24 protein-coding genes are annotated in these 26,099 nt (G+C 71.4%); 14 read left to right on the top strand and 10 right to left on the bottom strand.

Features of this window, described 5'->3' with window-relative positions:
• Nucleotides 1-157: 157 nt before the first annotated feature.
• Genes PSEJ31_RS0103810 through PSEJ31_RS0103765 form a run of 10 tightly spaced genes read left to right on the top strand, consistent with a single transcriptional unit; the run spans nt 158 to nt 9,254 of the window.
• Entirely contained in the window at nt 158-430 is a 273-nt protein-coding gene (locus PSEJ31_RS0103810) for a YerC/YecD family TrpR-related protein (protein ID WP_019399708.1), read from the top strand.
• Nucleotides 427-1,344 carry an ATP phosphoribosyltransferase gene (hisG, locus tag PSEJ31_RS0103805; RefSeq protein ID WP_019399709.1) on the top strand — a complete coding sequence of 306 codons (918 nt, stop codon included), beginning with the start codon at nt 427-429 and terminating at the stop codon, nt 1,342-1,344. Before PSEJ31_RS0103810 ends, hisG begins: the two co-directional genes overlap by 4 nt.
• Nucleotides 1,341-2,675 carry a histidinol dehydrogenase gene (gene hisD / locus PSEJ31_RS0103800; RefSeq protein WP_037034446.1) on the top strand — a complete coding sequence of 445 codons (1,335 nt, stop codon included), beginning with the start codon at nt 1,341-1,343 and terminating at the stop codon, nt 2,673-2,675. Before hisG ends, hisD begins: the two co-directional genes overlap by 4 nt.
• A complete protein-coding gene (hisC, locus tag PSEJ31_RS0103795) occupies nt 2,672-3,757 on the top strand; it encodes a histidinol-phosphate transaminase (protein ID WP_028914700.1) in 1,086 nt (361 codons plus the stop codon). Before hisD ends, hisC begins: the two co-directional genes overlap by 4 nt.
• Nucleotides 3,754-4,827, top strand: coding sequence for a bifunctional histidinol-phosphatase/imidazoleglycerol-phosphate dehydratase HisB (gene hisB, locus PSEJ31_RS0103790; RefSeq protein ID WP_019399712.1), 1,074 nt, complete (start codon nt 3,754-3,756; stop codon nt 4,825-4,827). The genes hisC and hisB overlap by 4 nt, the downstream gene beginning before the upstream one ends.
• Nucleotides 4,824-5,435, top strand: coding sequence for an imidazole glycerol phosphate synthase subunit HisH (gene hisH / locus PSEJ31_RS0103785; RefSeq protein WP_028914699.1), 612 nt, complete (start codon nt 4,824-4,826; stop codon nt 5,433-5,435). The genes hisB and hisH overlap by 4 nt, the downstream gene beginning before the upstream one ends.
• On the top strand, nt 5,435-6,187 hold the full coding sequence (gene hisA, locus PSEJ31_RS0103780) for a 1-(5-phosphoribosyl)-5-[(5-phosphoribosylamino)methylideneamino]imidazole-4-carboxamide isomerase (RefSeq protein ID WP_028914698.1): 753 nt from the start codon (nt 5,435-5,437) through the stop codon (nt 6,185-6,187). Before hisH ends, hisA begins: the two co-directional genes overlap by 1 nt.
• Complete coding sequence (hisF, locus tag PSEJ31_RS0103775; protein ID WP_019399715.1) at nt 6,181-6,954, top strand: imidazole glycerol phosphate synthase subunit HisF; 774 nt, start codon at nt 6,181-6,183, stop codon at nt 6,952-6,954. Before hisA ends, hisF begins: the two co-directional genes overlap by 7 nt.
• Nucleotides 6,947-7,639, top strand: a complete 693-nt coding sequence (hisIE, locus tag PSEJ31_RS0103770; RefSeq protein ID WP_051403638.1) for a bifunctional phosphoribosyl-AMP cyclohydrolase/phosphoribosyl-ATP diphosphatase HisIE — start codon at nt 6,947-6,949, stop codon at nt 7,637-7,639. The genes hisF and hisIE overlap by 8 nt, the downstream gene beginning before the upstream one ends.
• A gap of 49 nt (nt 7,640-7,688) precedes the next feature.
• Nucleotides 7,689-9,254 (top strand): calcineurin-like phosphoesterase family protein, encoded by a 1,566-nt coding sequence (locus PSEJ31_RS0103765; RefSeq protein ID WP_019399717.1) that lies wholly within the window; start codon nt 7,689-7,691, stop codon nt 9,252-9,254.
• A 134-nt stretch (nt 9,255-9,388) separates the two neighbouring features.
• Here the strand turns inward: PSEJ31_RS0103765 and mtnC are convergent, their stop codons facing one another.
• The 5 genes from mtnC to PSEJ31_RS0103740 all read right to left on the bottom strand — a co-directional run bounded on the left by mtnC (nt 9,389) and on the right by PSEJ31_RS0103740 (nt 14,529).
• Nucleotides 9,389-10,087: an acireductone synthase gene (gene mtnC, locus PSEJ31_RS0103760; RefSeq protein ID WP_019399718.1), complete on the bottom strand. Its 699-nt coding sequence runs from the start codon at nt 10,085-10,087 to the stop codon at nt 9,389-9,391.
• Between the two features lie 65 nt (nt 10,088-10,152).
• Nucleotides 10,153-10,707: an acireductone dioxygenase gene (locus PSEJ31_RS0103755; protein ID WP_019399719.1), complete on the bottom strand. Its 555-nt coding sequence runs from the start codon at nt 10,705-10,707 to the stop codon at nt 10,153-10,155.
• A gap of 115 nt (nt 10,708-10,822) precedes the next feature.
• Nucleotides 10,823-11,464, bottom strand: coding sequence for a methylthioribulose 1-phosphate dehydratase (locus PSEJ31_RS0103750; protein WP_028914696.1), 642 nt, complete (start codon nt 11,462-11,464; stop codon nt 10,823-10,825).
• Nucleotides 11,465-11,534: 70 nt separating this feature from the next.
• Nucleotides 11,535-13,019, bottom strand: coding sequence for a Na+/H+ antiporter NhaC (gene nhaC, locus PSEJ31_RS0103745; protein WP_028914695.1), 1,485 nt, complete (start codon nt 13,017-13,019; stop codon nt 11,535-11,537).
• A gap of 22 nt (nt 13,020-13,041) precedes the next feature.
• Complete coding sequence (locus PSEJ31_RS0103740; RefSeq protein WP_028914694.1) at nt 13,042-14,529, bottom strand: amino acid permease; 1,488 nt, start codon at nt 14,527-14,529, stop codon at nt 13,042-13,044.
• A 167-nt stretch (nt 14,530-14,696) separates the two neighbouring features.
• Between PSEJ31_RS0103740 and PSEJ31_RS0103735 the strand changes: the two genes are divergently transcribed.
• A complete protein-coding gene (locus PSEJ31_RS0103735; RefSeq protein ID WP_019399723.1) occupies nt 14,697-15,248 on the top strand; it encodes an NUDIX hydrolase in 552 nt (183 codons plus the stop codon).
• 66 nt (nt 15,249-15,314) lie between these two features.
• Here PSEJ31_RS0103735 and serA read toward each other — a convergent pair whose 3' ends face one another.
• Entirely contained in the window at nt 15,315-16,556 is a 1,242-nt protein-coding gene (gene serA, locus PSEJ31_RS0103730) for a phosphoglycerate dehydrogenase (RefSeq protein ID WP_028914693.1), read from the bottom strand.
• A gap of 272 nt (nt 16,557-16,828) precedes the next feature.
• On the opposite strand from serA, the gene PSEJ31_RS0103725 reads away from it, so the two are divergent.
• The 3 genes from PSEJ31_RS0103725 to PSEJ31_RS0103715 all read left to right on the top strand — a co-directional run bounded on the left by PSEJ31_RS0103725 (nt 16,829) and on the right by PSEJ31_RS0103715 (nt 20,396).
• Entirely contained in the window at nt 16,829-18,217 is a 1,389-nt protein-coding gene (locus tag PSEJ31_RS0103725) for an FAD-binding oxidoreductase (RefSeq protein WP_019399725.1), read from the top strand.
• An 80-nt stretch (nt 18,218-18,297) separates the two neighbouring features.
• Nucleotides 18,298-18,606, top strand: a complete 309-nt coding sequence (locus tag PSEJ31_RS0103720; RefSeq protein ID WP_019399726.1) for a DUF2388 domain-containing protein — start codon at nt 18,298-18,300, stop codon at nt 18,604-18,606.
• Entirely contained in the window at nt 18,603-20,396 is a 1,794-nt protein-coding gene (locus tag PSEJ31_RS0103715; protein ID WP_028914692.1) for a DUF4105 domain-containing protein, read from the top strand. Before PSEJ31_RS0103720 ends, PSEJ31_RS0103715 begins: the two co-directional genes overlap by 4 nt.
• Nucleotides 20,397-20,599: 203 nt before the next feature.
• Here PSEJ31_RS0103715 and yeiP read toward each other — a convergent pair whose 3' ends face one another.
• The 4 genes from yeiP to PSEJ31_RS0103695 form a co-directional block, all read right to left on the bottom strand.
• The gene (yeiP, locus tag PSEJ31_RS0103710) at nt 20,600-21,166 is read right to left on the bottom strand and encodes an elongation factor P-like protein YeiP (protein WP_019399728.1); all 567 of its coding nucleotides are present in this window, start codon (nt 21,164-21,166) and stop codon (nt 20,600-20,602) included.
• A 143-nt stretch (nt 21,167-21,309) separates the two neighbouring features.
• Entirely contained in the window at nt 21,310-22,080 is a 771-nt protein-coding gene (locus PSEJ31_RS0103705) for an SDR family NAD(P)-dependent oxidoreductase (RefSeq protein WP_028914691.1), read from the bottom strand.
• Nucleotides 22,081-22,240: 160 nt separating this feature from the next.
• The gene (gene metH / locus PSEJ31_RS0103700) at nt 22,241-24,928 is read right to left on the bottom strand and encodes a methionine synthase (protein ID WP_028914690.1); all 2,688 of its coding nucleotides are present in this window, start codon (nt 24,926-24,928) and stop codon (nt 22,241-22,243) included.
• Between the two features lie 66 nt (nt 24,929-24,994).
• Nucleotides 24,995-26,092, bottom strand: a complete 1,098-nt coding sequence (locus tag PSEJ31_RS0103695) for a homocysteine S-methyltransferase family protein (protein WP_051403637.1) — start codon at nt 26,090-26,092, stop codon at nt 24,995-24,997.
• Nucleotides 26,093-26,099: the final 7 nt, after the last annotated feature.

The following is a 26,099-nucleotide window of genomic DNA, read 5'->3' as shown; positions in this document are numbered from 1 at the left end:
GCGCCTCCCCGCATCCCCGGTCGACTTGCAGCCAGCCAGGCGGTTTGACCTGGGTCCGGCCTGCGTGTTCTAATGTGCTAACGCGTTAATACATTGGTTCGGAATGAAACGGCGGGTCAAGGGCGGGGAAGAAGGGTTCGAGGAGCGTCTGGCGCAGTTGTCGGCGATCCTTGCCCGGCTAGACGAGCCGGAGGCCGTCCGTGCCTTCCTGCTGGACCTGTGCACTCCGGCGGAGCTGGAGGCCATGACCGACCGCTGGCACGTGGTGCCGCTGCTGCAGCAAGGCGTGCCTTATCGCGAGATCTACGAGCTGACCGGGGTCAGCGTCACCACCATCGGCCGGGTCGCACGCACGCTGGAGCGCGGTGCCGGCGGTTATGCGCGGGCCGTCGCCCTGCGCGCTTCCACCAGCGAGAGAGCATCCCCATGAGTCCCCCCCTGGGTGCGGCCACCCGCGACCGCCTCCGCATCGCCATCCAGAAGAGCGGCCGCCTGGCCGAGCCGGCCCGCAAGCTGCTGGCTGCCTGCGGCCTGAGCTGGCGCGAGAGCCGCGACAAGCTGTTCTGCTACGGCGAATCCCTCCCGGTCGACCTGCTGCTGGTCCGCGACGACGACATCCCCGGCCTGATCGCCGACGGCGTCTGCGACCTGGGCGTGGTCGGCCGCAACGAGCTGGACGAGCAGGCCGGCGCGCGCGCGCAGGTTGGCCTGCCGCAGGCCTACCGCGAACTGCGCGGCCTGGGCTTTGGCCAGTGCCGGCTGATGCTGGCGGTGCCGGAGGACTGGGACTGGACCGGCCCCGCGCAGCTGCGCGGCCGCGGCCTGCGCATCGCCACCAGCTATCCGTCCATCCTCTCGCGCTGGCTGCAGGAACAGCAGATCGACGCCCAGGTGGTGGAGCTGTCCGGCTCGGTCGAGATCGCCCCGCGCCTGGGCACGGCCGAGCTGATCTGCGACCTGGTCTCCAGCGGCGCCACCCTCAAGGCCAACCAGCTCAAGCCGGTGGAAACCCTGCTGGAAAGCGAGGCGGTGCTGGCCGGCCCGGTCGGTGGCTTCGACGACGCCCGCGCCGCGCTGGCGCAGATGTTGCTGCGGCGCATGGACGGCGTGCTCCAGGTGCGCGAGCGCAAGCTGCTGATGTTCAACGCCGACCGCGAGGCGCTGCCGGCGCTGGAACGGCTGCTGGCCGACGCCGGCCCGCTGGTGCAGCTGCCCTCGGCCAATGGCGCCCTGACCCTGCAGGCCATGTGCGAAGGTACGATCAGCTGGCAGCAGCTGGAGGAGCTCGAGCGCGCCGGTGCGCGCCAGCTGATGGTCCTGGGCGTGGAGAGGTCGCTGGCATGAGCGCCGTGCAGAACACCCCCGCGCAGCCGGCCTGGAACCGGCTGCAGTGGTCCGCGCTGGACGAGGCCGGGCGCGCCCGCGCGCTGACCCGTCCGGTGCAGGTCGTGGCCGACGCCACCCGCCAGGCCGTGGCCGCCGTGCTGGAGTCAGTGCGCAGCCGCGGCGACGAGGCACTGCGCGAGCTGACCGCGCGCTTCGACAAGGTCGAGCTGGAGCGTTTCGAGGTCAGCGCCGAGGAATTCGCCGCGGCCGAAGCCGCCGTGTCGCCGGAACTGCGCCGGGCCATGGCCGATGCCGCCTCGCGCATCGAGGCCTTCCACCGTGCCGGCATGGGCAAGGGCTACAGCGTCGAGACCGCGCCGGGCGTGGTCTGCGAACGCATCATCCGCCCGGTGCCGCGCGTCGGCCTGTACGTTCCCGCCGGCAGCGCGCCGCTGCCTTCGACCGCGCTGATGCTTTGCGTGCCGGCCGCGCTGGCGCGTTGCCGCCAGGTGGTGCTGTGCACGCCGCCGCGCGCCGATGGCACGGCCGACCCGGCGGTGCTGGTGGCCGCGCGGCTGGCCGGCGTGGACCGCGTGTTCAAGCTCGGCGGCGCCCAGGCGATTGCCGCGCTGGCCTTCGGCACCGCCAGCGTGCCCAAGGTCGACAAGATCTTCGGCCCGGGCAACAGCTACGTGGACGAGGCCAAGCGCCAGGTCGCCCAGTGCGGCGCGGCGGCGATCGACATGCCGGCCGGCCCCTCCGAGGTGCTGGTGATCGCCGACGACGGCGCCAACCCGGCCTACGTGGCCTCGGACCTGCTGTCGCAGGCCGAGCACGGGCCGGACTCGCAGGTGCTGCTGCTGTCCGACAGCGCCGGCCTGATCGACCGCGTCGAGGCCGAGCTTGCGAGCCAGCTGGAGGCGCTGCCGCGGGCGGAGATCGCGCGCAAGGCGCTGGCCTCCTCGCGCCTGGTCCTGGTCGATTCGCTTGACCAGGCCTTCGCCATCAGCAACACCTATGCGCCCGAGCACCTGATCCTTGCACTGCGCCAGCCCCGCGAGTGGCTGGACCGGGTCGAGGCCGCCGGTTCGGTGTTCCTCGGCGACTGGACGCCGGAGGCGCTGGGCGACTACTGCAGCGGCACCAACCATGTCCTGCCGACCAATGGCGCCGCGCGTGCCTGGAGCGGGGTGAGCGTGGCCAGCTTCCAGAACTTCGTCAGCGTGCAGGCGGCCAGCCGCGAGGGCATCCTCGCCATCGGCGACTGCGCGGTGACCATGGCCCGCGCCGAGCGGCTCGATGCCCACGCCAATGCCGTGGCCCTGCGCCTGGAGGGGGCGGCGGCATGAGCGACGACCTGCTTTCCCTGGTCCGCGAAGACCTGCGCGGCTTCGGCGGCTACAGTTCCGCGCGCAGCCACGCGCTGGATGGCGAGATCTGGCTCAACGCCAACGAAAGCCCCTGGGCCAACCCGGCCGATCCGCGCAGCAGCTGCCGCCGCTATCCCGACCCGCAGCCGGCCGCGCTGGTGCAGGCGCTGGCGCGACTTTACGGCTGCGAGGCGTCGCAGGTTCTGGTGGGCCGCGGCAGCGACGAGGCCATCGACCTGCTGGTGCGCGCGCTGTGCGTGCCGCAGCGCGACGCGGTGGTGGCCACGCCGCCGGTGTTCGGCATGTACGCGGTCAGCGCCCGGCTTCAGAACGCACCTCTGCGCGAGGTGCCGCTGGTCGATGGCCCCGATGGCTTCATCGTCGACCTCGAGGCAGTGGCTGCGGCGGCGGAGCAGGGCAATGCCAAGCTGGTCTTCCTGTGCAGCCCGTCCAATCCCACCGGCGGCGACGTGCCGCTTGAAGGCATCGCCGCGCTGGCCGGGCGCCTGGCCGGGCGCGCACTGGTGGTGGTGGACGAGGCCTACGGCGAGTTCTCCGACCAGCCTTCGGCGACCACGCTGATGGGCGGCCACCGCAACATCGCCGTGCTGCGCACGCTGTCCAAGGCGCATGCGCTGGCGGCCGCGCGGATCGGCACGCTGATCGCCGATCCCTCGCTCATCCGCGTGCTGCGTGCCTGCCAGGCGCCATATCCGATCCCGACGCCGTGCGCCGAGCTGGCCGTCGCCGGCCTGTCGCCGGAGGCGCTGGCGCGTACCGCCGAGCGCGTGGCGGTGGTGCGCAGCGAGCGTACGCGGCTGGCCGCGGCGCTGGCCTCCGCGCCGGGCGTGCGCCGGGTCTATCCGTCCTCCGGCAACTACCTGCTGGTGCGCTTCGACGACGCCCAGGCCGCGTTCGACGGCCTGCTGGCCGCCGGCGTGGTGGTGCGCGACCAGCGTGCCGCGCCGCAGCTGGGCGACGCCCTGCGCATCACCGTCGGCACCCCCGAACAGAACCAACGCGTGCTGGCCATCCTGGCCGCACTGGAAGCCGCTGCATGACCCCGATCCTTTTCATCGACCGCGACGGCACCCTGATCGAGGAGCCGGAAGATTTCCAGATCGACGCCTACGAGAAGCTGCGCTTCGTCGAAGGCGTGATCCCGGCCCTGCTGAAGCTGCGCGACGCCGGCTACCAGTTCGTGATGGTCTCCAACCAGGATGGCCTGGGCACGGACAAGTATCCGCGGGAGAGCTTCGAGGGCCCGCACAACCTGATGATGCAGGTGTTCGAGAGCCAGGGCATCCGCTTCCGCGACGTGCTTATCGACACCAGCTGGCCGCACGAGAACAAGCCCACGCGCAAGCCGGGCATCGGCCTGGTGCTGCCCTACATCCAGGACCGCTCGATCGACTGGAAGCGCTCGGCGATGGTCGGCGACCGCCCGACCGACAACGAGTTCGCCGCCAACCTCGGCATCCGTGCGTTCCAGTTGAAGACCCCGCAGTTCGGCGGCGAGTGGGACTGGGCCGGCATCGCCCACGAGCTGGCCGACGCGCCGCGGCGCGCCGTGGTCCAGCGCGACACCAGGGAAACGAAGATCCGCGTCGCGGTCGACCTGGACCGCGCGGCCGATCCGAAGATCCACACCGGCCTGCCGTTCTACGACCACATGCTGGAACAGATCGGCAAGCACGGCGGCTTCGCCCTGGAGATCGAGGCCGAGGGCGACCTGCACATCGACGAGCACCACACCATCGAGGACACCGCGCTGGCCCTGGGCCAGGCGCTGCGCGAGGCGCTGGGCGACAAGCGCGGCATCGGCCGCTATGGCTTCACCCTGCCGATGGACGAAACCCACGCCAGCGCGGCGCTGGACTTCAGCGGGCGCCCGTACCTGGTCTACCAGGGCAGCTTCGCCCGCGAGCGGGTGGGCGACATGCCGACCGAGCTGGTGCCGCACTTCTTCCGCTCGCTGTGCGACGCGGCGGGCCTGAACCTGCACATCAGCGTGAGCGGCGACAACGACCACCACAAGATCGAGGCGAGCTTCAAGGCGCTGGCGCGCGCGCTGCGCCAGGCCATCCGCCGCGAGGGCGACGCCCTGCCGTCGACCAAGGGGGTGCTGTGAGCGCGGCCGGCAAACGCGTCGTCGTCATCGATGCCGGCGGCGCCAACCTCGGCTCGGTCTGCTACGCGCTGGAACGCCTGGGCATGCAGCCGCAGGTGGTCGACGGCGCCGCCGGCCTGGAACGCGCCGACCGGGTGATCCTGCCGGGCGTCGGCGCCGCCCCTGAAGGCATGCGCCGCCTGCATGCGCAGGGCCTGGTCGAGCCGCTGCGGCGGCTGCAGGTACCGCTGATGGGCATCTGCCTGGGCATGCAGCTGCTGTACGAACGCTCGGACGAGGGCGACGTGGAATGCCTGGGCCTGCTGCCTGGCGTGGTCCACCACCTGCCGCAGGTCTCCTGCATCCGGGTGCCGCACATGGGCTGGAACGGGCTGCGCAAGCTGCGCGAATCGCCGCTGCTGGACGGGGTGGCGGAGGGGGCGAAGGCCTACTTCGTGCACAGCTACGCCGCGCCGATCACCGCCGCCACGGTGGCCGCCACCGACCACGGCAGCCTGTTCACCGCGGTCGTGCACGACGGCCTGCGCTGCGGCGCCCAGTTCCACCCTGAGCGCTCGGCCGGCACCGGCGCGCGCATCCTCCGCAATTTCCTGGAGATGGACTTCTGATGGGCTTCACCGTCTATCCGGCGCTGGACATCCGCGGCGGGCGCGTCGTGCGCCTGGCCCAGGGCGACTACGCGCGCGAGACCCGGTACGGCGACGATCCGCTGCCGCGCGCGGCGGCCTTCGCCCAGGCCGGTGCGCGCTGGATGCACCTGGTCGATCTGGACGCGGCCAAGGCCGGCGGTTACACCCTGGCGCCGCTGCTGGGGCGGATCGCGCGCGAGACCGGCCTGCAGGTGCAGACCGGCGGCGGCGTGCGCGGCCGCGACGACGTGGCCCGGATCCTCGATGCCGGCGCCGCGCGGGTAGTGGTCGGCTCGCTTTCGGTGCGCCAGCCGGAGACGGTGATCGGCTGGCTTGCCGAGTTTGGCGGCGAGCGCATCACCGTGGCCCTGGACACCCGCCAGGACGAAGCCGGCACCTGGCAGCTGCCGGTGCACGGCTGGACCGAGGACGCCGGCGTCACCCTGGACCAGCTGCTGCCGCGCTTCGTCGAGGCCGGGCTGCGCCACCTGCTGTGCACCGACATCGCCCGCGACGGCATGCTGTCCGGCCCGAACCTGGAGCTGTACGCGCACCTGGCACGGCTGGCCCCGGGCGTGGCGGTGCAGGCTTCCGGCGGCGTGCGCGACGCGGCCGACGTGGCCGGCGCGCGCCAGGCAGGTTGCGCCGGCGCGGTGCTGGGCCGGGCGCTGCTGGAAGGCCGCCTGCAGCTGGCCGATGCGCTGGCGGTGGAGGAGGCCGTGCCATGCTGAGCCGCCGCATCATTCCCTGCCTGGACGTGCGCGAGGGCCGCGTGGTCAAGGGCGTGCGCTTCCGCGACCACGTCGACATGGGCGACATCGTCGAGCTGGCCCTGCGCTACCGCGACCAGGGCGCCGACGAACTGGTGTTCTACGACATCAGCGCCAGCCCCGAAGGGCGTTCGGTCGACTACGCCTGGGTCGAGCGGGTGGCGCGGCTGATCGACATCCCGTTCTGCGTGGCCGGCGGCATCCGCGACGTGGAGACCGCGCGCCGGGTGCTGCATGCCGGCGCCGACAAGATCTCGGTCAATTCGCCGGCGCTGGAGCGCCCGCAGCTGGTCTCCGAGCTGGCCGACGCCTTCGGCGTGCAGTGCGTGGTGGTCGGCATCGACTCCATCCGCGAGGCCGACGGCCAGTGGCGGGTGCGCACCAACACCGGCGACCCCGGCAAGACCCGGGCGCTGGGCGTGCGCACGCTGGACTGGATCGTCGAGGCCCAGCGCCTGGGTGCCGGCGAGATCGTGCTCAACTGCATGGACAGCGACGGCGTGCGCCGCGGCTACGACATCGTCCAGCTGCGCCAGGCGCGCGCGCTGTGCCGGGTGCCGCTGGTGGCCTCCGGCGGCGCCGGTGCGCCGGAGCACTTCGCCGAGGCCTTCGAGCGTGCCGACGTGGACGGCGCGCTGGCGGCCAGTGTGTTCCACAGCGGCGCGATCGCCATTCCCGAACTGAAGAAATACCTGCGGCAAAGGCAGGTCGAGGTGCGTGATGTCTGAAGATCCCGGCGCCGCGGCGGTAGGCCGCATCGGCGTGTTCCCCGAGGCCCTGGACTGGGACAAGTCCGGCGGCCTGCTGCCGGTCGTCGTCCAGGACGCCGACAACCTGCGTGTGCTGATGCTCGGCTACATGGACCGCGACGCGCTGCAGGCCACCCTGTCGCGCCGCCTGGTCACGTTCTACAGCCGCAGCAAGCAGCGCCTGTGGACCAAGGGCGAGACCTCCGGCCACGTGCTGGAGCTGGTCGACATCCAGGCCGATTGCGACGCCGACGCGCTGCTGGTGCTGGCGCGGCCGCACGGGCCGACCTGCCACCTGCAGCGTCCCAGCTGCTTCGAGGCGGCCCCGCATGCCGCCGCGGTGCCGCCGCCGCGCACGCTGGAACCGGACATCGGCTTCCTGGCCCAGCTCGACGAGCTGGTGGCCCGGCGCGAACGCGAGCGGCCGCAAGGCAGCTACACCACGAAGCTGTTCGAGGCCGGCGTGCGCCGGATCGCGCAGAAGGTGGGCGAGGAAGGCGTGGAGACGGCACTGGCGGGTGTCGCCCAGAACGACGAGCAGCTGCTCGGCGAGGTGGCCGACCTGGTCTACCACACCACCGTGCTGCTGCATGCCCGGCGCCTCTCGCTGGCCGACGCGGTGGCGGTGCTGGAGGAGCGCCACGCCCAGCGCGCCGGCGGCTGAGCCGGGCCTTGCCCTAGAATCCCCGGTTTTCCCCGGAAGAGGCAGGGCGATGTCCAAGCATTGCGCCGCATGGCTGCTGGCCTGCGTATCCGCGCTGGGCTGCACGGCGGTCCAGGCGCGGGCCGCGGTCGAGGTAACCGGCGTGGTCTACCAGGAGCAGGACGGGCGTCCCGGCCGCGGCGGCGGCGAGCCCGGCCTGGCAGGCGTGCTGGTATCCGACGGCGAGCAGCTCGTGCGCACCGACGCGCAGGGCCGCTACCGCCTGCAGGCGCGGCCGGGCAGGGCGGTGTTCGTGGTCAAGCCTGCCGGGCACCGCTTCCTGGCCGGCGACGACGGCCTGCCGGCGTTCTGGGCGCGGGTGCCGGCCCGGGGCGCGCGCTTCCGCGCCGACTTCGCGCTGGCGCCGGCGGCACCGCGCGAGGGGGCGTTCCAGGCCCTGGTGTTCACCGACACCCAGGTCAAGAACGAGCGCGACATCGACTACTACCGGCGTGCCGTGGTCCAACCGCTGGGCCGGCCGGACGCGGCGCTGGGCGTGACCCTGGGTGACCTGGTCGACGACCGCACCGACCTCTACCCGGCGCTCAACGCGGTGACCACGCAGCTCGGCGTGCCGTGGTTCCATGTCCCCGGCAACCACGACCTCGACCACGCCCCGGCCTCGGACGAGGCCTCGCTCGGTGCCTGGGAACGCATCTACGGACCGGACACCTATGCGGTGGAGGAGGGCGCGGCCGCGTTCGTGCTGCTGGACGACGTGGTGGCCACGCCCGGCCAGGGCGCCGGCTACGCCGGCGGCCTGCGCGAGGACCAGTTCCGCTTCATCGAGGCCTACCTGGCGCAGCTGCCGCGCGAGCGCCTGCTGGTGCTGGGCATGCACATCCCGCTGTTCGACCGCGGCCGCGGCGCCTTCCGCGCCGCCGACCGCGAGCGCCTGTTCGCGCTGCTGCGCCGGCACCCGCGGGTGCTGGTGCTGAGCGGGCACAGCCATAACCAGCAGCACTACTGGCATGGCCCGGCCGATGGCTGGCATGGTCCGGCGCCGCTGCACGAGTACAACGTCGGCGCGGTCTGCGGCGCCTTCTGGTCAGGGGTGCCGGATGCGCGCGGCATCCCGGATGCGACCATGAGCGACGGCACCCCGATCGGCCACGCGCTGCTGACCGTGGAGCCCGATGGCAACTACGCGCTGGACTACCGCCCGGCGCGCGCCAATGGCGCCGATCCGGCATTCACGCGGGCCATGGCGCTGCACGCGCCGAAGGTGCTGCGCCGGGGCGCCTACCCGGCCTGGGGCGTGTTCGCCAACGTGTTCATGGGCGACGCGGAAACCCGGGTGGAATATCGCATCGACGGCGGTCCGTGGAAGCCGATGCGGCGCGTCGAGCGCGCCGATCCGCGGCTGCTGGTGGAGAACGCGGCCGACGACCTGGCCGGGTCGCTGCGCGGCTACGACCGCTCGCCCGAGGCGACCGCGTCCACCCACCTGTGGCGCGGCGCGCTGGACACGGGCCTGGCGCCGGGCGAGCACACCGTGGAGGTGCGTGCGTTCGACCGCTGGCAGGGCGAGGTGCTGGCTTCCACGCGCTACCGGCTGGAGGAAGCACGGCCCTGAGCCGGGACTACGGCGCTGCTGCCTTTGCCCCTTGCCTGCTTCGTGCAAGGGAAGACTGGCCCCGCGGTGCCCGATTCGCGCCAACGGCAGGGGAAAGCAACGGCAAAACCGCCTTGGCCCGGGCCTGCCCGGCTTCAGCGCGGTAGCGCGATTTCCTGGAAGCCGGTGACCCGGGTGTGCCCGTGCGCGGCATCCTCCAGCCGCGGCTCCGGGTAATCCTCCGGGCGATCCACCAGCACCGTGTGCAGGCCGGCGGCACGGGCCGCGTCCAGCTCCTCGACCACGTCGGACAGGAACAGGATCTCGCGCGGCGCCAGGCCGATCGCCTCGGCGATCCTGGCGTAGCTGGTGGCTTCGCGCTTGCCGCCGATCTCGGTGTCGAACCAGCCGGAGAACAGGCCGGTGAGGTCGCCGGCGTCGCTGTGGCCGAAGAACAGCTTCTGCGCCGGCACCGAGCCGGACGAGTACACGTACAGCGGCAGCTCCAGGTCGTGCCAGCGCTGCAGCGCCTGGGCCGCGTCGGGATAGATCGGCGCGGTGAAGTCGGCGTTGCGGTAGCCGGCCTCCCAGACCATGCCCTGCAGCGCCTTGAGCGCGGTGTGCTTGCGGTCCTGGTCGATCCAGCCCTGCAGCGTTTCCACGATCATCGCGTCCTGGCACAGGCCTCCGGCTTCCACCGCCACCGCGTCCAGCCAGCGCCGCACCTCCGGCTCGTGGCCATGCGTGGCGACGAAGCCGGGCAGGGCGCGGCGGGCGTACGGGAACAGCACGTCGCGCACGAACGAGATGCTGCTGGTGGTGCCTTCGATGTCGGTGACGATGGCGCGGGTCATTCGGGATCCTTGAAACGGAGCGCCCCTCGCGCGGGCGAGGGGCGGTGGGACGTGCCGGCGGGCTTTCAGTGCACCTGCGGTTCGTAGCGCGGGAACCGCTGGGCGATGTCGGTGCCGGTGAAGTGGCCGACCCAGCCGTCCGGCTCGGTGAAGAAGCGGATGGCGACGAAGTTCGGCTGCGGGCCCATGTCGAACCAGTGGCGGGTGCCGTCCGGCACGGCGATCAGGTCGTCCTTCACGCACTCCACCTCGTAGACCTTGTCGTCCACGTGCAGGGTGAACAGGCCCGAGCCGGCGACGAAGAAGCGCACCTCGTCCTCCTTGTGGAAGTGCTCGTCGAGGAACTTCCTGCGCATCTCCTCGCGGTTGGGGTTGTCCGGGGCGATGCTGACCACGTCCACGGTCCTGAAGCCGCGCTCGGCCACCAGGCGGTCGATGTCGGCGCGGTAGGCCTCCATCACCTCCTCGGGGCTGGCGCCGGGTTCGATCGGCTTGGTCGCGTGCCAGCGCTCGAAGGTCACGCCGATGCGCGCCAGCTCGGCGGCGATGGCATTGCCGTCGGTGCTCTCGAACAGCGGCTGTTCGGGGCGGTTCTCTTCGAAGATGCGCAGTCGGCTCATGGGGGTCACCTTTTGCTCAAGCCGCGGGAAACCGCGTGGACCGGAAAGATTACCAGCTGTGCGCCGCGGCGCTCATGACACCCGGTTTCCAGGCGCGACGGGGACGGAATGAGGCTCAGGCGCCGAGCCGGCGCAGCTCCAGTTCGCAGCCGAGCAGGAACTCGAACGCTTCCAGGTGGCGGCGGGCGTCGGCCATGGTCCGGCCCCAGGCGTACAGGCCATGGCCGTCGATCAGGTAGCCCCACAGCGGCTGCCGGTCCAGGACCTCGTCCACCTGCGCCGCCAGGACGGTCATGTCCTGGGTATTGGCGAACACCGGGACCTCGATTGCGGTCTCGTGGGTGCTGTTGCCCTCGAACGCCTTGAGCAGCTCGTAGCCCTCCAGGCGGATCCGCCCCTGGCGCGCGTAAAGGCGCGAGGCCACGGTCTGGGTCGGGGAGTGGGTGTGCAGCACGCAGCCGACTTCCGGGAAGCGCCGGTACAGCCGGGTGTGCAGCAGGGTCTCGGCCGAGGGCCGCAGCTGGCGCCCGACCGCGCGGCCCTCCAGGTCCACGACCATGATGTCGTCCTCGGCCAGGCGGCCCTTGTCGCGGCCGGACACGGTGATGGCCGCATGCGCCTGGTCCAGGCGCTCGGAGAAGTTGCTGCTGGTGGCCGGGGTCCAGCCGCGCTGCGCCAGCTCGCGGATGTTGGCGATCAGGGACTGCGCCCGCTCGCGCAGCCGCGCCGGGTCGTAGGGGAGCTCGGTGGTGTTCATGGGGGAAGTCTAACGTGCGACCGCCCGGGCCCGGCATGTGCGGCATGCCGGGCGGCGGCGGGATCGGGGCTCAGGACGCGGCCGGCTGGTCGGCGGCGGGTGCCGGCGCGGACGGATCCTGCAGCGGCAGGATCTTGAACCCGGCCAGGGCCATCGCGATCGCGATCACCGGGCCGACCAGGTTGAAGAACGCATACGGCAGGTAGTCCAGGGTGGCCACGCCCAGGGTGGCGGCCATGTACGCGCCACAGGAGTTCCACGGCACCAGCGGCGAGGTGATCGTGGCCCCGTCCTCCAGGGCGCGCGACAGGTTCTGCGGGGCCAGGCCGCGGCGCCGGTATTCGGGCTGGAACAGCCTGCCCGGCAGTACCAGCGACATGTACTGGTCGGCCGCCACCACGTTCATGCCGAAGGCGGTGGCGATGGTGGTGGCCACCAGCGAGCCGGCCGAACGCGCAGCCACCAGTACGCTGCGGATCAGCCGCTCCAGCAGGCCGGTGCGCTCCATCACCGCGCCGAAGCCCAGCGCGCTGACGATCAGCCACACGGTGTTGAGCATGCTGGCCATGCCGCCGCGGGTCAGCAACGCGTCGGCCGCCGCGTTGCCGGTGCTGGCCTGGTAGCCGTCGAACATCGCCTTCCACGCGCCGGCGAACATGGCCACCGGCCGCGACAGTTCCTCGTTGCCGGCCAGCGCCACCGCCAGGTCGGGCTGGAACAGGATCGCGAACAGGCCGCCCAGTAGGGCGCCGACCATGATCGTCGGGTAGGCCGGGAAGCGCGCCACCGCCAGGCCGAACACCACCACCAGCGGGATCAGCAGGTGCCAGCCGAGGTGGAAATGCGCCTGCAGCAGCTGCGGCAGTTCGCCGACGCTGGCTCCGGCCGCCGGGGTGGCGGAGGTGGAGAAGCCGACCACCGTGAACAGCACCAGCGCGATCGCGAAGCTGGGGATGGTGGTCCAGGTCAGGTGGCGGATATGCGCGAACAGGTCGGCCCCGGCCGCGGCCGGGGCGATGATGGTGGTGTCGGAAACCGGCGACATCTTGTCGCCGAAGTAGGCACCGGAGATCACCGCGCCGGCGGTGACCGCCGGCGACATGTCCATGCCCTGGGCCACGCCGATCAGGGCCACGCCGAGGGTGCCGGCCACCGTCCACGAGCTGCCGATGGCCAGGGCGACGATGCCGCAGACCAGGCAGGTGGCCGGGTAGAAGTACGCCGGGTGCATCAGTTCCATGCCGTACACGATCAGCGCCGGCACCGTGCCGCTGAGGATCCAGGTGCCGATCAGGGCGCCGACCGACAGCAGGATGAAGATCGGCACCACCGCCAGCGACACGCCGTGCACCAGGCTTTCCTGGATGTCGTTCCAGGCGATGCCGTTGCGCAGGCCGACCAGCGCGGCCACGCCGCTGGCGAGCATCAGCGCCACCTGGTTGGGTCCGTAGGCGGTGTCCTCGAACAGGTTGACCGCGCAGACCAGCGCGGCGACCAGGAACAACAGCGGGGTCAGGGCCTGCAGCAGGCTGGGATCGCGCGTGGTCTTGCTCACGTGGTTGGCTCCGCCCGTGCCGTCAGCGCTGGTTGAGCTTGCTGTGGCGGTAGCCGTAGCCGAAGTAGATCAGCTGCCCCAGCACCGTCCAGCCCACGAATACCTTCCAGTGCTCGGCGAACGACTGCCAGAACAGGCCCAGGCAGGCGATGAAGCCCAGCGGGCAGATCAGCCAGAAGAACGGCACCCGGAACGGGCGCGGCAGGTCCGGGCGCCTGAAGCGCAGCACGAACACGCCCAGGCACACGGTGGCGAAGGCCAGCAGGGTGCCCATCGAAACCAGCTCGCCGAGCACGCTCAGCGGCATGAAGCCGGCCAGCAGGCAGGCGATCACGCCGACGATGACCGTGCCCACGTGCGGGGTCTGGTAGCGCGGGTGGACCTTGCCGAACAGGCGCGGCATCAGCCCGTCGCGCGACATCGAATAGAAGATGCGCGGCTGCGCCATCAGCATCACCAGGATCACCGAGGACAGGCCGGCGATGGCGCCGATCTCCACCGCGGTCTTGAGCCAGGTTACGTTGGCGGTGGGGTCGGCCTTGAGCACTTCCTCCAGCGCGGTGGCCACCGGCTTGGCGGTGTTGAGCAGCGAGTAGTGGGTCATGCCGGTCAGCACCGCGCACACGGCGATGTAGACCAGGGTACAGATCGCCAGCGAGCCGAGGATGCCGATCGGCATGTCGCGCTGCGGGTTCTTCGCCTCGCCGGCGGCGGTGGAGACCGCGTCGAAGCCGATGTAGGCGAAGAACACGATGGTCGCGGCGCGGAACACGCCTTCCATGCCGAACTTGCCCGGCCCGGCGTTCTCGGGGACGAACGGGGTCCAGTTGCCCGGATCGATGTACTGGATGCCGAAGCCGAGGAAGGCCGCGATCACCGCGATCTTGATCGCCACCACGATCGCGTTGGCGAAGGCCGACTGGGTGATGCCGACGTAGCAAAGGGCGCTGACCGCGGCCACGATCAGGATCGCCGGCAGGTTGACGATGCCGGAGGTGGCCACGAACTCGGTGCCGTTCCAGGCCAGTGGCGCGGCGGCCAGCTCGGCGGGGAAGGGCAGGTGCAGGGTGGTGGTCAGGAAGCTGGTGAGGTAGCCGGACCAGCCCACGGCCACGGTGGCCGAGGCGAACAGGTATTCCAGCACCAGGCACCAGCCGATGAACCAGGCCACGCCCTCGCCGAGGGTGGCGTAGGCATAGGAATAGGCGCTGCCGGAGACCGGCATCATCGAGGCGAATTCGGCGTAGCACAGGCCGGCCATGGCGCAGGCGAAGCCGGCCAGGACGAAGCTGAGCATGATCGCCGGGCCGGCGTGGTTGGCCGCGGCCTGGCCGGTCAGCACGAAGATGCCGGCGCCGATCACCGCGCCCACGCCCAGCAGGATCAGCTGGCGGGCGGTGAGGGTGCGGCGCAGGGTTGCCTCGCCCTGGAGTGAGCCTTCCACCGGCTCGCCGGCATCCACGTGCGGTGCCGGTTCCATGGGCTTGGTGCTGAATAGACGGCTGGACATATGACGTTCCCCCTGGTGGCTTCGAGCGCCGGGTATGAAGAGCGGCCACCGGAGGCCACATGAGCGCCGTACCTTGCCAAATGCCCGGGTCGCTTGGCAATGCGGTGCCGCACTGCAGCAAGGCCCGTGCATAATCCGGGTGCCAATCCATGACGACGGGAACCACCATGGTGCAAGTGCAGGCATTGGCCGCCCAGCTGGCCGAATACCGCACGCGCGAGCCGATGCAGGCGGGACTGGCCGATGCCTTCCTGGCCCTGCTGGAGGATGCGGCTGACCCGTTCATCCGCCAGCGCCTGGAGGGGCATTTCACCGGCTCGGCCTGGGTGGTCAGCGCCGATGGCCAGCGCACCCTGCTGACCCACCACCGCAAGCTCGACCGCTGGCTGCAGCCGGGCGGCCATGCCGACGGCGAGCGCGACCTGGCGCAGGTGGCCTTGAAGGAAGCGGAGGAGGAAACCGGGGTGCCGGGCCTGCGCCTGGAGGACGGCCGCATCTTCGACCTGGACCGGCACTGGATCCCGGAGCGCGGCGAGGTCCCGGGACACTGGCATTACGACGTGCGTTACGTGGTGCGCGCCGGCGCGGACGAGCGTTTCGTGGTCAGCGCCGAATCCCACGCCTTGGCCTGGCGCCGGATCGACGAACTGGTGGACGACCCGCGCTGCGACCCCTCGATGCGGCGCATGGCCGCGCGCTGGCTGGCCGCGCGGGGTTGAGTGCCGGAAACGCGACGGGCCGGCGATGCCGGCCCGTCGCATGGCCAGGCGCAGGCCTGCGCCGGCTCAGTACAGGACGCGGGTGCGCAGGGTGCCCGGGATCGCGGCCAGTTCCTCGCGCAGCTGGCTGACCTTGGCCTCGTCGGCGGCCACGTCGATCACCACGTAGCCGACCTTGGGGTCGGTGCGCAGGAACTGGCCGTCGATGTTGACCGCGTGGCGGCTGAAGATCTCGTTGACCTTCGACAGCACGCCCGGCACGTTGCGGTGGATGTGCAGCAACCGCAGGCTGCCCTCGTGCTCGGGCAGGGTGACCTCGGGGAAGTTGACCGCGGACAGGGTGCTGCCGTTGTCGCTGTAGCGCACCAGCTTGGCCGCCACCTCCACGCCGATGTTCTCCTGCGCCTCCAGCGTGCTGCCGCCGATGTGCGGGGTCAGGATCACGTTGTCGAAGCGGGTCAGCGGCGAGACGAATGGTTCGCTGTTGCCCTTGGGCTCGACCGGGAACACGTCCACCGCCGCGCCGCCGACATGGCCCGATTCCAGCGCCGCGGCCAGCGCGTCGATGTCGACCACGGTGCCGCGCGAGGCGTTGATCAGGTGCGCGCCGCGCTTCATCGCCGCGATCTGGGCAGCGCCGATCATGTTCTTCGTCGCCGGGGTCTCCGGCACGTGCAGGGTGACCACGTCCGCGTGCGCCAGCAGGTCCTCCAGGCTTTGCGCGGCGCGCGCATTGCCCAGCGACAGCTTGGTCTCGATGTCGTGGAAGACCACGTTCATGCCCAGCGCCTCGGCGAGCACGCCGACCTGGGTGCCGATGTGGCCGTAGCCGACGATGCCCAGGGTCTTGCCGCGCACCTCGCGGCTGCCGGCGGCGGACTTGGACCAGCCGCCGCGGTGGCACTGCGCATTCTTCTGCGGGATGCCGCGCATCAGCATCACCGCCTCGGCCACCACCAGTTCGGCCACCGAGCGGGTGTTGGAGTAGGGCGCGTTGAACACCGGGATGCCGGCCAGCTCGGCGGTGTCCAGGTCGACCTGGTTGGTGCCGATGCAGAAACAGCCCGCCGCGATCAGGCGCTTGGCATGGGCCAGCACGTCGGCGGTGAGCTGGGTGCGCGAGCGGATGCCGATGATGTGGGCCTCGGCGATGCGCGCCTTCAGCTCGTCCTCCGGCAGCGACTTGTCGTGGAACTCGATCTGGGTGTAGCCGGCGGCGCGGAAGGTCTCCACCGCGGTCTGGCTGACGCCCTCCAGCAGCAGCACGCGGATGTCCGATTTCGGGAAGGAGGTCTTCTTGGGCGACATGCGCGCGGCTTCCGGTTCGGGTGTGGCGGGAGCCGCCAACTATGCCAGAAGCGCCCCCTGTTTTCCGCACCGCGTCATTGGCATTTGCCCGGTTTGCGCGCAACACCGCGTGCCCGTGGTGGTGGCAGTTGCACGCGTGCAAAGTTGCCGATGAAACAAGGGCTTGTCCGCGGCGGCGGGCCGCCGGGGCAGGGCGCGTCCCGCGCTGGACGCGACCGCCCCGGGGCTGGCACGCTTGCCGGCTCCCGCTCCGCCTTGCCCGCACCGTTCCCATGACCGATCCCCGCCTTGCCGACCTGCTCGCGTCGGTGCCCGACCTGCGCCTGAAGACCGACGCCGCCGACCTGGAGCACTACGGCCGCGACTGGACCCGCCGCTGGACCCCGGCGCCGCTGGCCATTGCCCTGCCGGGCACGGTGGAGGAAGTCCAGGCCATCGTGCGCTGGGCCAACCGCCACAGGGTGGCGATCGTGCCCTCCGGCGGCCGCACCGGCCTGTCCGGCGGCGCGGTGGCCGCCAACGGCGAGCTGGTGCTGAGCCTGGAGCGGATGAACAAGGTGCTGGAGTTCAACCGCGTCGACCGCACCCTGGCCGTGCAGGCCGGCATGCCGCTGGAGGCGGTGCACAACGCGGCGGCCGAGCACGGCCTCATCTATCCGGTGGACTTCGCCGCGCGCGGCTCGTGCTCGATCGGCGGCAACATCGCCACCAACGCCGGCGGCATCCGCGTGATCCGCTACGGCAATACCCGCGAATGGATCGCCGGCCTGACCGTGGTCACCGGTGCGGGCGAGGTGCTGCACCTCAACCGCGGCCTGGTGAAGAACTCCAGCGGCTACGACCTGCGCCAGCTGATGATCGGCTCGGAGGGCACCCTGGGCATCGTGGTGGAGGCCATCCTGCGCCTGACCGACCCGCCGCCGCCGACCAACGTGATGCTGCTGGCGCTGCCCTCGTTCGAGGTGCTGATGGACGTGTTCGCCGAGTTCCGCGGCCGCCTGCGCCTGGAGGCGTTCGAGTTCTTCACCGACCGCGCCCTGCGCCACGTGGTGGCCCACGGCGCGCAGAAGCCGCTGGAGGACGAGTACCCGTTCTACGTGGTCACCGAGTTCGCCAGCGACGACGAGGCCACCGAGGCCGCGGCCATGGCCGCGTTCGAGCACTGCATGGAGCAGGGCTGGGTGGCCGACGGCGTGATCAGCCAGTCCGAGGCCCAGGCCCAGCAGATCTGGCGCCTGCGCGAGGGCATCACCGAATCGGTGGCCAGGTACAAGCCGTACAAGAACGACGTTTCGGTGCGCATCTCCGCCATGCCGGCGTTCCTGGCGAAGACCCAGGCGCTGCTGGGGCAGGCCTATCCGCACTTCGACGTGGTCTGGTTCGGCCATATCGGCGACGGCAACCTGCACATCAACGTGCTCAAGCCGGACGATACCTCCGACGCCGACTTCGTCGGCCAGTGCGAGCACGTGACCAAGCTGCTGGCCCAGGCGCTGCAGGAATGCGGCGGCAGCATCTCCGCCGAGCACGGCATCGGCCTGGTCAAGAAGCCCTACCTGTCCAGCACCCGCAGCGAGGCCGAGATCGCGCTGATGCGCGGGATCAAGCAGGCGTTCGACCCCAACGGCATCCTCAACCCGGGCAAGCTGTTCGACGCCTGACCGGTTGCCGGCGGCAGGTGCAGGCGGGGCGGGCGGCAGGGTAGGCTTCACGTATTCCTGACCACGCCCGCCACCTGCCCATGAAGCATTCCTCCCTGACCCTCGCCGCCCTGCTGTTCGCCTGCGCCCTGCCGGCCCAGGCCTCGAGCTTCGCCGGCACCTCGGCCGGCGCCTCCTCGGCCGGTAGCTCGGCGTCCTCCGGCAGCACCTCCGGCGACGACAAGCTGGTCCAGGCCGCGCGCGAGGATGCCGCTGGCTTCGTCGCCAGCGAGGGCCGGGTGCGCAGCGCTCGCCTGGAGGCGGCCCTGCGCGTGCTGCGCGAGCGCGACGCCGCCGCGCGCCAGGCCAGCGACCTGGAGCTGGCGCGGAAGATCCTCGCCGCCGGATGATCCGCCCGCTGGCGCTGGCGGCCCTGCTGCTGGCCAGCGCCGCGGCCTCCGCGGCTCCGCGCTTCGAACTTCCCCCGGGCCTGGACCATGCCGACGCAGCGGCCACGCGCGAACTGCTTGACGCGGCCACGGCGCGGCTGCCACGGCCCTGGGCGTCCGCGCTGGAACGGCCGATCACGCTGGAATGGCGCGACGACCTGCCGCAGCAGGTGCACGGCCGTGCCCGCCACTGGCGCATCCTGCTGCAGCGGCGCCTGCTGGAGGACTGGAAGCGGCGCGCACAGGAACCCGCCGCCGCCAGGGCGGCGCTGGCCGCGCTGCTGCACGAACTGGCGCACCTGTACGACCGCACCGCCGCCGGCGGCCTGTCGCGCGATCCGCGCCTGCTCGACCTCGCCGGCTGGCAGCGCTCGGCGTTGCACCCGGGCCGGCGCGGCCGCAACGATTTCCGCGACCGCAGCCCCGACCCCTACGAACTGGCCTCCCCGCGCGAGTACGTGGCGGTCAACCTCGAGCATTACCTGCTGGACCCGGACTACGCCTGCCGGCGCCCGGCGCTGGCGGAGTATTTCGACCACCGGTTCGGCGAGGAACGCGGCGGCGGGAGCGACTGCGCCCATGGCCTGGCCTTCGTCCAGGACCCGGCCGCCGGCGCCGAGCCGCTGCGCCTGCTCGCGCCGGAACGCGTGTACGCGGTGGACTACCTGCTGGCCGGGGACGGCGATGGCCTCGCCAGCCGCTGGGGCCACGCCATGCTGCGCCTGGTGGTCTGCGCGCCCGGGCGCGAACCCGGGCCGGATTGCCGCCTGGACCTGCAGCACCACCTGGTGCTGTCCTTCCGCGCCTTCGTCGACGACCTGCAGATCTCCAGCTGGCGCGGCCTCACGGGTGGCTATCCCTCGCGCCTGTTCGCCCTGCCGCTGGAGCAGGTGGTGGACGAATACACCCGGGTGGAGCTGCGCGACCTGCATGCGATCCCGCTGGCGCTGTCGCCGCAGGAGGTGCAGGCGGTGGCCACGCGCGCGGCGCAGCTGCACTGGAGTTACGACGGCCGCTACCTGTTCCTCGGCAACAACTGCGCGGTGGAGACCTGGAAGCTGCTGCACGACGCGGTGCCACGGCTGGCGGCACTGCCGCTGCGCACCGTGTTCCCGAACGGGCTGGCGCGGCGCCTGCGCCGGCACGGCGTGGTCGACGTGCCGGCGGTGCCGGCCGATCCGGTGGAGCAGGTGCGCCTGGGCTTCCGCTTCGAGGCCGCCAGCACCCATTACCAGGCCATGTACGCGGTCGCCCGCGACGAACTGGGCCTGCAGGCGCGCGATGCCCGCGAATGGATCGCGCTGCCGCCGGCGCGGCGCCGGCCGGCGCTGGAACAGGCCGGGCTGAAGGGCGCGGCGGCGTTGCTGGTGCTGGAATCGGCCGCGCTGCGGCGCGAGGAGGCGCTGGCCCGTGACCAGCTCAAGCGCCGCTGGCTGGGCCGCATCGCTGCTGCCGATGCCGGCGTCGCCGGCGATGTGCGCCTGTTCCTGGAAGTGGGCGACGCCTTCAGCCGCCCGGCGGCATGGCTGCAGGGCGTGGACGGCTATGGCCTGCCGCAGCGGGAAGAGCGCGGGAGGCTGGAGGCCACCGCGGTCACGTTGGCCGAAGGCCGCAGGACCGACGCACGGGCACTGGAAGCGAAGATCAGGGCGCTGCTGCCCGCCGCGCGGCGCGAGGCCCTGGACGGGGCCGAGGCGAATGTCGCGCGGCTCGGGGAGCGGCTGCGGGAGCTGGCGGGCGCAGGCTCGTAGCCCGCATGAGGCCGCATCCGGGGTTGGCTGCGTCCCGGGGCAACCCGGATCCGTGGGGCGCGGCATCCCGGAAGCGCTCGGCTGCGGGCTACGCGAAGGCCGCCCGGTGAACGCGGGACCCGTGTCCGCTCTTGCGAATCACCAATCCCGAATCCCGAATCCCGCCTTCCCGGCCGCGCCTGCGCGCGGCCGGGAAGGGCCCCTCAATCGGCTCGCCCGCCGAACTCGCCGGTGGTGGTGTTGACCAGGATCTTCTCGCCGTTGGCGATGTACTCCGGGACCATGATCTCGATCCCGGTGCTGAGCTTGGCCGGCTTCGGGCGCTTGGTCGCGGTGCCGCCCTTCAGTTCCGGCGGGGTCTCCACCACTTCCAGGACCACGTGCTGCGGCAGCTGCACGGCCACCGGCTGCTCGTCGATCACCTGCACGTAGCAGCCGGTCAGGCCCTCGGTGATGTAGCCGACCGCGTCGCCCAGCGCGTCCGGGTCGAGGGTGTAGGGGGTGTAGTCCTCGTCGTCGAGGAACACGAAGGCGTCGCCGTCCTTGTACGAGAAGCTGGCCTGGCGGCGCAGCAGCTCGACCTCGACCAGGTTGTCCTCGGCGTCGAAGCTGGCGTCCAGCTTGGTGCCGCCGGGCACCGAGTACATGATGAAGCGGTAGCGCACGTTGCCGCCGCGGCCCTGCGGCGAGCTGCGCTCGATGTCGCGGACCTGGTAGACCCCGTTGTTGTACTCGACGACGTTGCCCTTCTTGATTTCGCTGGCTTTCATGGGTGAAGTCCGGGATTGGAGATTCGGGATACAGGATTCGTTGTGCGGGTTGGGTTCTTCGTGATTCGACGATCGCGCCGGAGTGGGAAAGGTTCTGCTCTTGCTCCTCCCAATCCCCAATCCCGAATGCCCAATCCCCGCTCTTATTTCGGCGCCAACCGGGTCGCGCCGTCGAGGCGGATGGTCTCGCCGTTGAGGTAGCGGGTGCGCAGGATGAAGGCGACGGTGTCGGCGAATTCGTCCGGCTGGCCCAGGCGCGCCGGGAACGGGATGGTCGCGGCCAGGGACTGCTGCACGCTTTCCGGCATGCCGTCGACCATCGGGGTCCAGAACACGCCCGGGGCGATGGTCATGACCCGGATGCCGAAGCGCGCCAGTTCGCGGGCCATCGGCAGGGTCATGCCGACCACGCCGCCCTTGGAGGCCGAGTACGCGGCCTGGCCGATCTGGCCCTCGTAGGCGGCGACCGAGGCGGTGTTGACGATCACGCCGCGCTCGCCGTCCTCGCCCGGTTCGTTGTGCTGCATCAGCGCCGCCGCGGCCTTGGCCACGTTGAAGCTGCCGACCAGGTTGACCATCACCGTGCGGGTGAAGCCGTCCAGCGGCATCGGGCCTTCCTTGCCCAGCACGCGGCCGGCGCCGAGGATGCCGGCGCAGTTGACCGCCACGTTGAGCCCGCCGAGGAACTCGCGCGCGGCTTCCAGGGTGGCGGCCACGCCGGCCTCGTCGCTGACGTCGGCGCGGAAGTAGCGCGCGTTGCCGGCACCCAGCGCCGCGACCGCGGCCGCGCCCTTGTCGTCGTTGACGTCGAGCAGGGCGACCTTGCCGCCATCGGCGACGATGCGCTGGGCCACGGCCAGGCCGAGGCCGGAGACGCCGCCGGTGACGACGGCGCGGACGTGATCGGCTTGCATGCGGGACTCCGAAGCAGGGCAGGGGCGGCATTGTAGGGGCTGGCTGGCCCCCGGTGCAGCCGGGGGCGCACGTGCCGCACCGCGACGCGGCGCGTCCGGGCACGGGCACGGCGCCGCTTGCGCGCCTGCGTGGGCCGGGCGCAGCCGCGGCCCGCTGCGGTTACTCCGGGTCGTAGTCCAGGTTGGAGGCCAGCCAGCGCTCCACCTGGGCCTTGTCCACGCCCTTGCGCCGGGCGTAGTCGGCCACCTGGTCCTTGCCGACCCGGCCGACCACGAAGTACTGGCTGCCCGGGTGGCTGAAGTAGTAACCGGACACCGCCGCGGTGGGCAGCATGGCGAAGCTCTCGGTCAGCGCCATGCCGGCATTGCCCGGCGCGTCCAGCAGGCGGAACAGGGTGGCCTTCTCGCTGTGGTCCGGGCAGGCCGGATAGCCCGGGGCCGGGCGGATGCCGCGGTAGCGTTCGGCGATCAGCGCTTCGTTGTCCAGCGCCTCGTCCGCCGCGTAGCCCCAGAATTCGGTGCGCACGCGCTGGTGCAGGCGCTCGGCCAGGGCCTCGGCCAGGCGGTCGGCCAGCGACTTGAGCAGGATTGCGTTGTAGTCGTCGTGCGTGGCCTCGAAGCGGGCCACGTGCGCGTCGATGCCGATGCCGGCGGTCACCGCGAAGGCGCCGATCCAGTCCTGCACGCCGCTGCCGGCCGGGGCGATGAAGTCGGCCAGGCAGAAGTCCGGGCGGTCGGCCGGCTTGTCCACCTGCTGCCGCAGGAAATGCAGGGTGGCCGGGCCATCGGCGTGCTGCAGCACCACGTCGTCGCCATGGCTGGCGGCCGGCCACAGCCCGTAGACCGCGCGCGCGGCCAGCCACTTCTCCGCCACGATGCGCGCAAGCATCGCCTGGGCGTCGCGGAACAACTCGCTGGCCTGGGGGCCGACCACCGGGTCCTGCAGGATTGCCGGGTACTTGCCGGCAAGCTCCCAGGCCTGGAAGAACGGGGTCCAGTCGATGCAGGGCAGCAGGTCTTCCAGCGGCCAGTCGAAGGCGTGCACGCCAGGGCGGTTCGGCGCCGGTGGCGCGTAGCTGCCCCAGCCGCCGTCGAAACGCTGGCCGCGCGCCTTCTCCAGGGATACCAGGCGCTTGGCGTCGCCGCGGTTGGCATGGCGGGCGCGGATCTCGGCGTAGTCGGCCTCGTTGGCGGCCACGAACGGGCCGCGCAGTTCCGGCGAGATCAGCGACTGGGCCACGCCCACCGCGCGCGATGCATCCTTCACCCAGACCACCGGGGCCTGGTAGTGCGGGTCGATCTTCAGCGCGGTGTGCGCGCGCGAGGTGGTGGCGCCGCCGATCATCAGCGGGGTGGCGAAGCCCTGGCGCTGCAGCTCGCGCGCCACGTGGCCCATCTCCTCCAGCGAGGGCGTGATCAGGCCGGACAGGCCGATCAGGTCGGCGTTGGCCTCGCGCGCCGCGTCGAGGATCTTCTGCGCCGGCACCATCACCCCCAGGTCGATCACCTCGAAGTTGTTGCAGGCCAGGACCACGCCGACGATGTTCTTGCCGATGTCGTGCACGTCGCCCTTGACCGTGGCCATGACGATCCGGCCGTTGGGCTTGCCGGCGTCGCCGGTGCGCGCCTTCTCCGCCTCGATGAAGGGCAGCAGGTAGGCCACCGCCTTCTTCATGACCCGCGCGGACTTGACCACCTGCGGCAGGAACATCTTGCCGGCGCCGAACAGGTCGCCGACCACGTTCATGCCGTCCATCAGCGGGCCTTCGATCACGTCCAGCGGGCGGCCGGCCTGCTGGCGCGCCTCCTCGGTGTCCTGCTCGACGTAGGCATCGATGCCATGGACCAGGGCATGGGCCAGGCGCTCGCGCACCGGCTTCTGCCGCCAGGCCAGGTCCTCGGCCTTCTTCTCGCCCTTCCTGCCCTTGTAGCGCTCGGCGATCTCCAGCAGGCGCTCGGTGGCGTCGCGGCGGCGGTTGAGGACCACGTCCTCGACCCGCTCGCGCAGCTCCGGGTCCAGCTCGTCGTACACCGGCAGCGCGCCGGCGTTGACGATGCCCATGTCCATGCCGGCCCTGATCGCGTGGTACAGGAACACCGAGTGGATCGCCCCGCGCACGGTCTCGTTGCCGCGGAAGGAGAACGACACGTTGGACACACCGCCGGACACGTGGCAGTGCGGCAGGGTCTGGCGGATGATGCGGGTGGCCTCGATGAAGTCCACCGCGTAGTTGTCGTGCTCCTCGATGCCGGTGGCGATGGCGAAGATGTTGGGGTCGAAGATGATGTCCTCGGGCGGGAACCCGACCTCGTCCACCAGGATGCGGTAGGCGCGGGTGCAGATCTCGACCTTGCGCGCGCAGGTATCGGCCTGGCCCTGCTCGTCGAAGGCCATCACCACCACCGCCGCGCCGTAGCGCAGCACCTTGCGCGCGTGCTCGACGAACACCTCCTCGCCTTCCTTGAGCGAGATCGAGTTGACCACGCCCTTGCCCTGCAGGCACTTCAGGCCGGCTTCGATCACGCTCCACTTCGAGGAGTCGACCATGATCGGGATGCGGGCGATGTCCGGCTCGGCGGCGATCAGGTTGAGGAACCGGGTCATCGCCTTTTCCGAGTCGATCAGGCCCTCGTCCATGTTCACGTCGAGGATCTGCGCGCCGTTCTCCACCTGCTGGCGCGCAACCTCGACCGCTTCGGCGTAGCGCTCTTCCTTGATCAGCTTGCGGAACTGGGCGCTGCCGGTGACGTTGGTGCGCTCGCCGATGTTGACGAACAGCAGCTCGGGGGTGATGACCAGCGGTTCCAGGCCCGACAGTCGGGTGTAGCGGGGAAGCGGTGCGGACATGGCGGCGTGGTCAGTGGGCATGGGGAACGCGTCCGGCCTGGACGGCGGAACGATCGGCGGCGGCGCTCACGCGGCCTGCTCCAGCGCGCCGGCGGGCACGCGCGGCGGCAGCCCGCGCACCGCCTCGGCGATGGCGCGGATATGGTCCGGGCTGGTGCCGCAGCAACCGCCGACCAGGTTGAGCAGGCCGTCGCGGGCGAAGCCGCGCAGCACCTCGGCCATCTCCTCCGGGGTCTCGTCGTAGCCGCCGAAGGCATTGGGCAGGCCGGCGTTGGGATGGGCGCTGACGTAGTACGGCGACACCCGCGCCAGGGCCTCGATGTGCGGGCGCAGGTCGCGCGCGCCCAGCGCGCAGTTCAGCCCGATCGACAGCGGCCTGGCATGCGCCAGCGAGGTGTGGAAGGCCTCGGCGGTCTGCCCGGACAGGGTGCGGCCGGAAGCGTCGGTGATGGTGCCGGAGATCATCACCGGCAGGCGCGCCCCGCGCGCCTCGAACACCTCCTCGATCGCGAACAGCGCGGCCTTGGCGTTGAGCGTGTCGAAGATGGTCTCGACCATCAGCGTGTCGGCGCCGCCGTCGACCAGGCCCTCGACCGCCTCGCGGTAGGTCGCGCGCAGCTCGTCGAAGCTGGTGTTGCGGAAGCCGGGGTCGTTGACGTCCGGGCTGATCGAGGCGGTGCGGCTGGTCGGGCCGAGCACGCCGATCACGAAGCGCGGCTTGCCCGGGGTGGCGGCCTCCACCGCGTCGCAGGCCTTGCGCGCCAGCGCGGCGCCGGCGCGGTTGAGCTCGTACACCAGGTGCTCGAGGTGGTAGTCGGCCTGGCTGATCGCGGTGGCGTTGAAGGTGTTGGTCTCCACCAGGTCGGCGCCTGCCTCCAGGTAGGCGCGGTGGATGCCCTCGATCACCTCCGGCCGGGTCAGCAGCAGCAGGTCGTTGTTGCCCTTCAGGTCGTGGCCGCAATGCGGGCCGTGGCCCTCGTGCTGGGGGTGGTGCTGGCGGTCGTAGCCCTCGGCGAAGCGCTCGCCGCGGTAGTCGGCCTCGTCCAGGCCGTGGCGCTGGATCATGGTGCCCATGGCGCCGTCGATCACCAGGATGCGTTCGCGCAGGGCCTGTTCGAGCAGGGCGACGCGTTCGGGATGGAGCCAGGGGAGGGAGCGGGACATGGTCGGC

This window comes from Pseudoxanthomonas sp. J31, assembly GCF_000510725.1.
GTDB lineage: Bacteria > Pseudomonadota > Gammaproteobacteria > Xanthomonadales > Xanthomonadaceae > Pseudoxanthomonas.
Note: the sequence above shows the minus strand (reverse complement) of the source record. Positions and strands in the feature narration are given on the sequence as shown.

Excerpts from the sequence above, each read along its gene's own strand:
- PSEJ31_RS0103715 (WP_028914692.1), top strand. The coding sequence starts at position 18,603 with ATGATCCGCCCGCTGGCGCTGGCGGCCCTGCTGCTGGCCAGCGCCGCG.
- PSEJ31_RS0103755 (WP_019399719.1), bottom strand. The coding sequence starts at position 10,707 with ATGAGCCGACTGCGCATCTTCGAAGAGAACCGCCCCGAACAGCCGCTG.
- serA (WP_028914693.1), bottom strand. The coding sequence starts at position 16,556 with ATGTCGCCCAAGAAGACCTCCTTCCCGAAATCGGACATCCGCGTGCTG.
- PSEJ31_RS0103705 (WP_028914691.1), bottom strand. The coding sequence starts at position 22,080 with ATGCAAGCCGATCACGTCCGCGCCGTCGTCACCGGCGGCGTCTCCGGC.
- PSEJ31_RS0103725 (WP_019399725.1), top strand. The coding sequence starts at position 16,829 with ATGACCGATCCCCGCCTTGCCGACCTGCTCGCGTCGGTGCCCGACCTG.
- hisF (WP_019399715.1), top strand. The coding sequence starts at position 6,181 with ATGCTGAGCCGCCGCATCATTCCCTGCCTGGACGTGCGCGAGGGCCGC.
- yeiP (WP_019399728.1), bottom strand. The coding sequence starts at position 21,166 with ATGAAAGCCAGCGAAATCAAGAAGGGCAACGTCGTCGAGTACAACAAC.
- PSEJ31_RS0103735 (WP_019399723.1), top strand. The coding sequence starts at position 14,697 with ATGGTGCAAGTGCAGGCATTGGCCGCCCAGCTGGCCGAATACCGCACG.
- hisC (WP_028914700.1), top strand. The coding sequence starts at position 2,672 with ATGAGCGACGACCTGCTTTCCCTGGTCCGCGAAGACCTGCGCGGCTTC.
- hisIE (WP_051403638.1), top strand. The coding sequence starts at position 6,947 with ATGTCTGAAGATCCCGGCGCCGCGGCGGTAGGCCGCATCGGCGTGTTC.
- mtnC (WP_019399718.1), bottom strand. The coding sequence starts at position 10,087 with ATGACCCGCGCCATCGTCACCGACATCGAAGGCACCACCAGCAGCATC.
- PSEJ31_RS0103695 (WP_051403637.1), bottom strand. The coding sequence starts at position 26,092 with ATGTCCCGCTCCCTCCCCTGGCTCCATCCCGAACGCGTCGCCCTGCTC.
- hisA (WP_028914698.1), top strand. The coding sequence starts at position 5,435 with ATGGGCTTCACCGTCTATCCGGCGCTGGACATCCGCGGCGGGCGCGTC.
- PSEJ31_RS0103720 (WP_019399726.1), top strand. The coding sequence starts at position 18,298 with ATGAAGCATTCCTCCCTGACCCTCGCCGCCCTGCTGTTCGCCTGCGCC.
- PSEJ31_RS0103750 (WP_028914696.1), bottom strand. The coding sequence starts at position 11,464 with ATGAACACCACCGAGCTCCCCTACGACCCGGCGCGGCTGCGCGAGCGG.
- PSEJ31_RS0103740 (WP_028914694.1), bottom strand. The coding sequence starts at position 14,529 with ATGTCCAGCCGTCTATTCAGCACCAAGCCCATGGAACCGGCACCGCAC.
- hisB (WP_019399712.1), top strand. The coding sequence starts at position 3,754 with ATGACCCCGATCCTTTTCATCGACCGCGACGGCACCCTGATCGAGGAG.
- PSEJ31_RS0103765 (WP_019399717.1), top strand. The coding sequence starts at position 7,689 with ATGTCCAAGCATTGCGCCGCATGGCTGCTGGCCTGCGTATCCGCGCTG.
- metH (WP_028914690.1), bottom strand. The coding sequence starts at position 24,928 with ATGTCCGCACCGCTTCCCCGCTACACCCGACTGTCGGGCCTGGAACCG.
- hisD (WP_037034446.1), top strand. The coding sequence starts at position 1,341 with ATGAGCGCCGTGCAGAACACCCCCGCGCAGCCGGCCTGGAACCGGCTG.
- hisG (WP_019399709.1), top strand. The coding sequence starts at position 427 with ATGAGTCCCCCCCTGGGTGCGGCCACCCGCGACCGCCTCCGCATCGCC.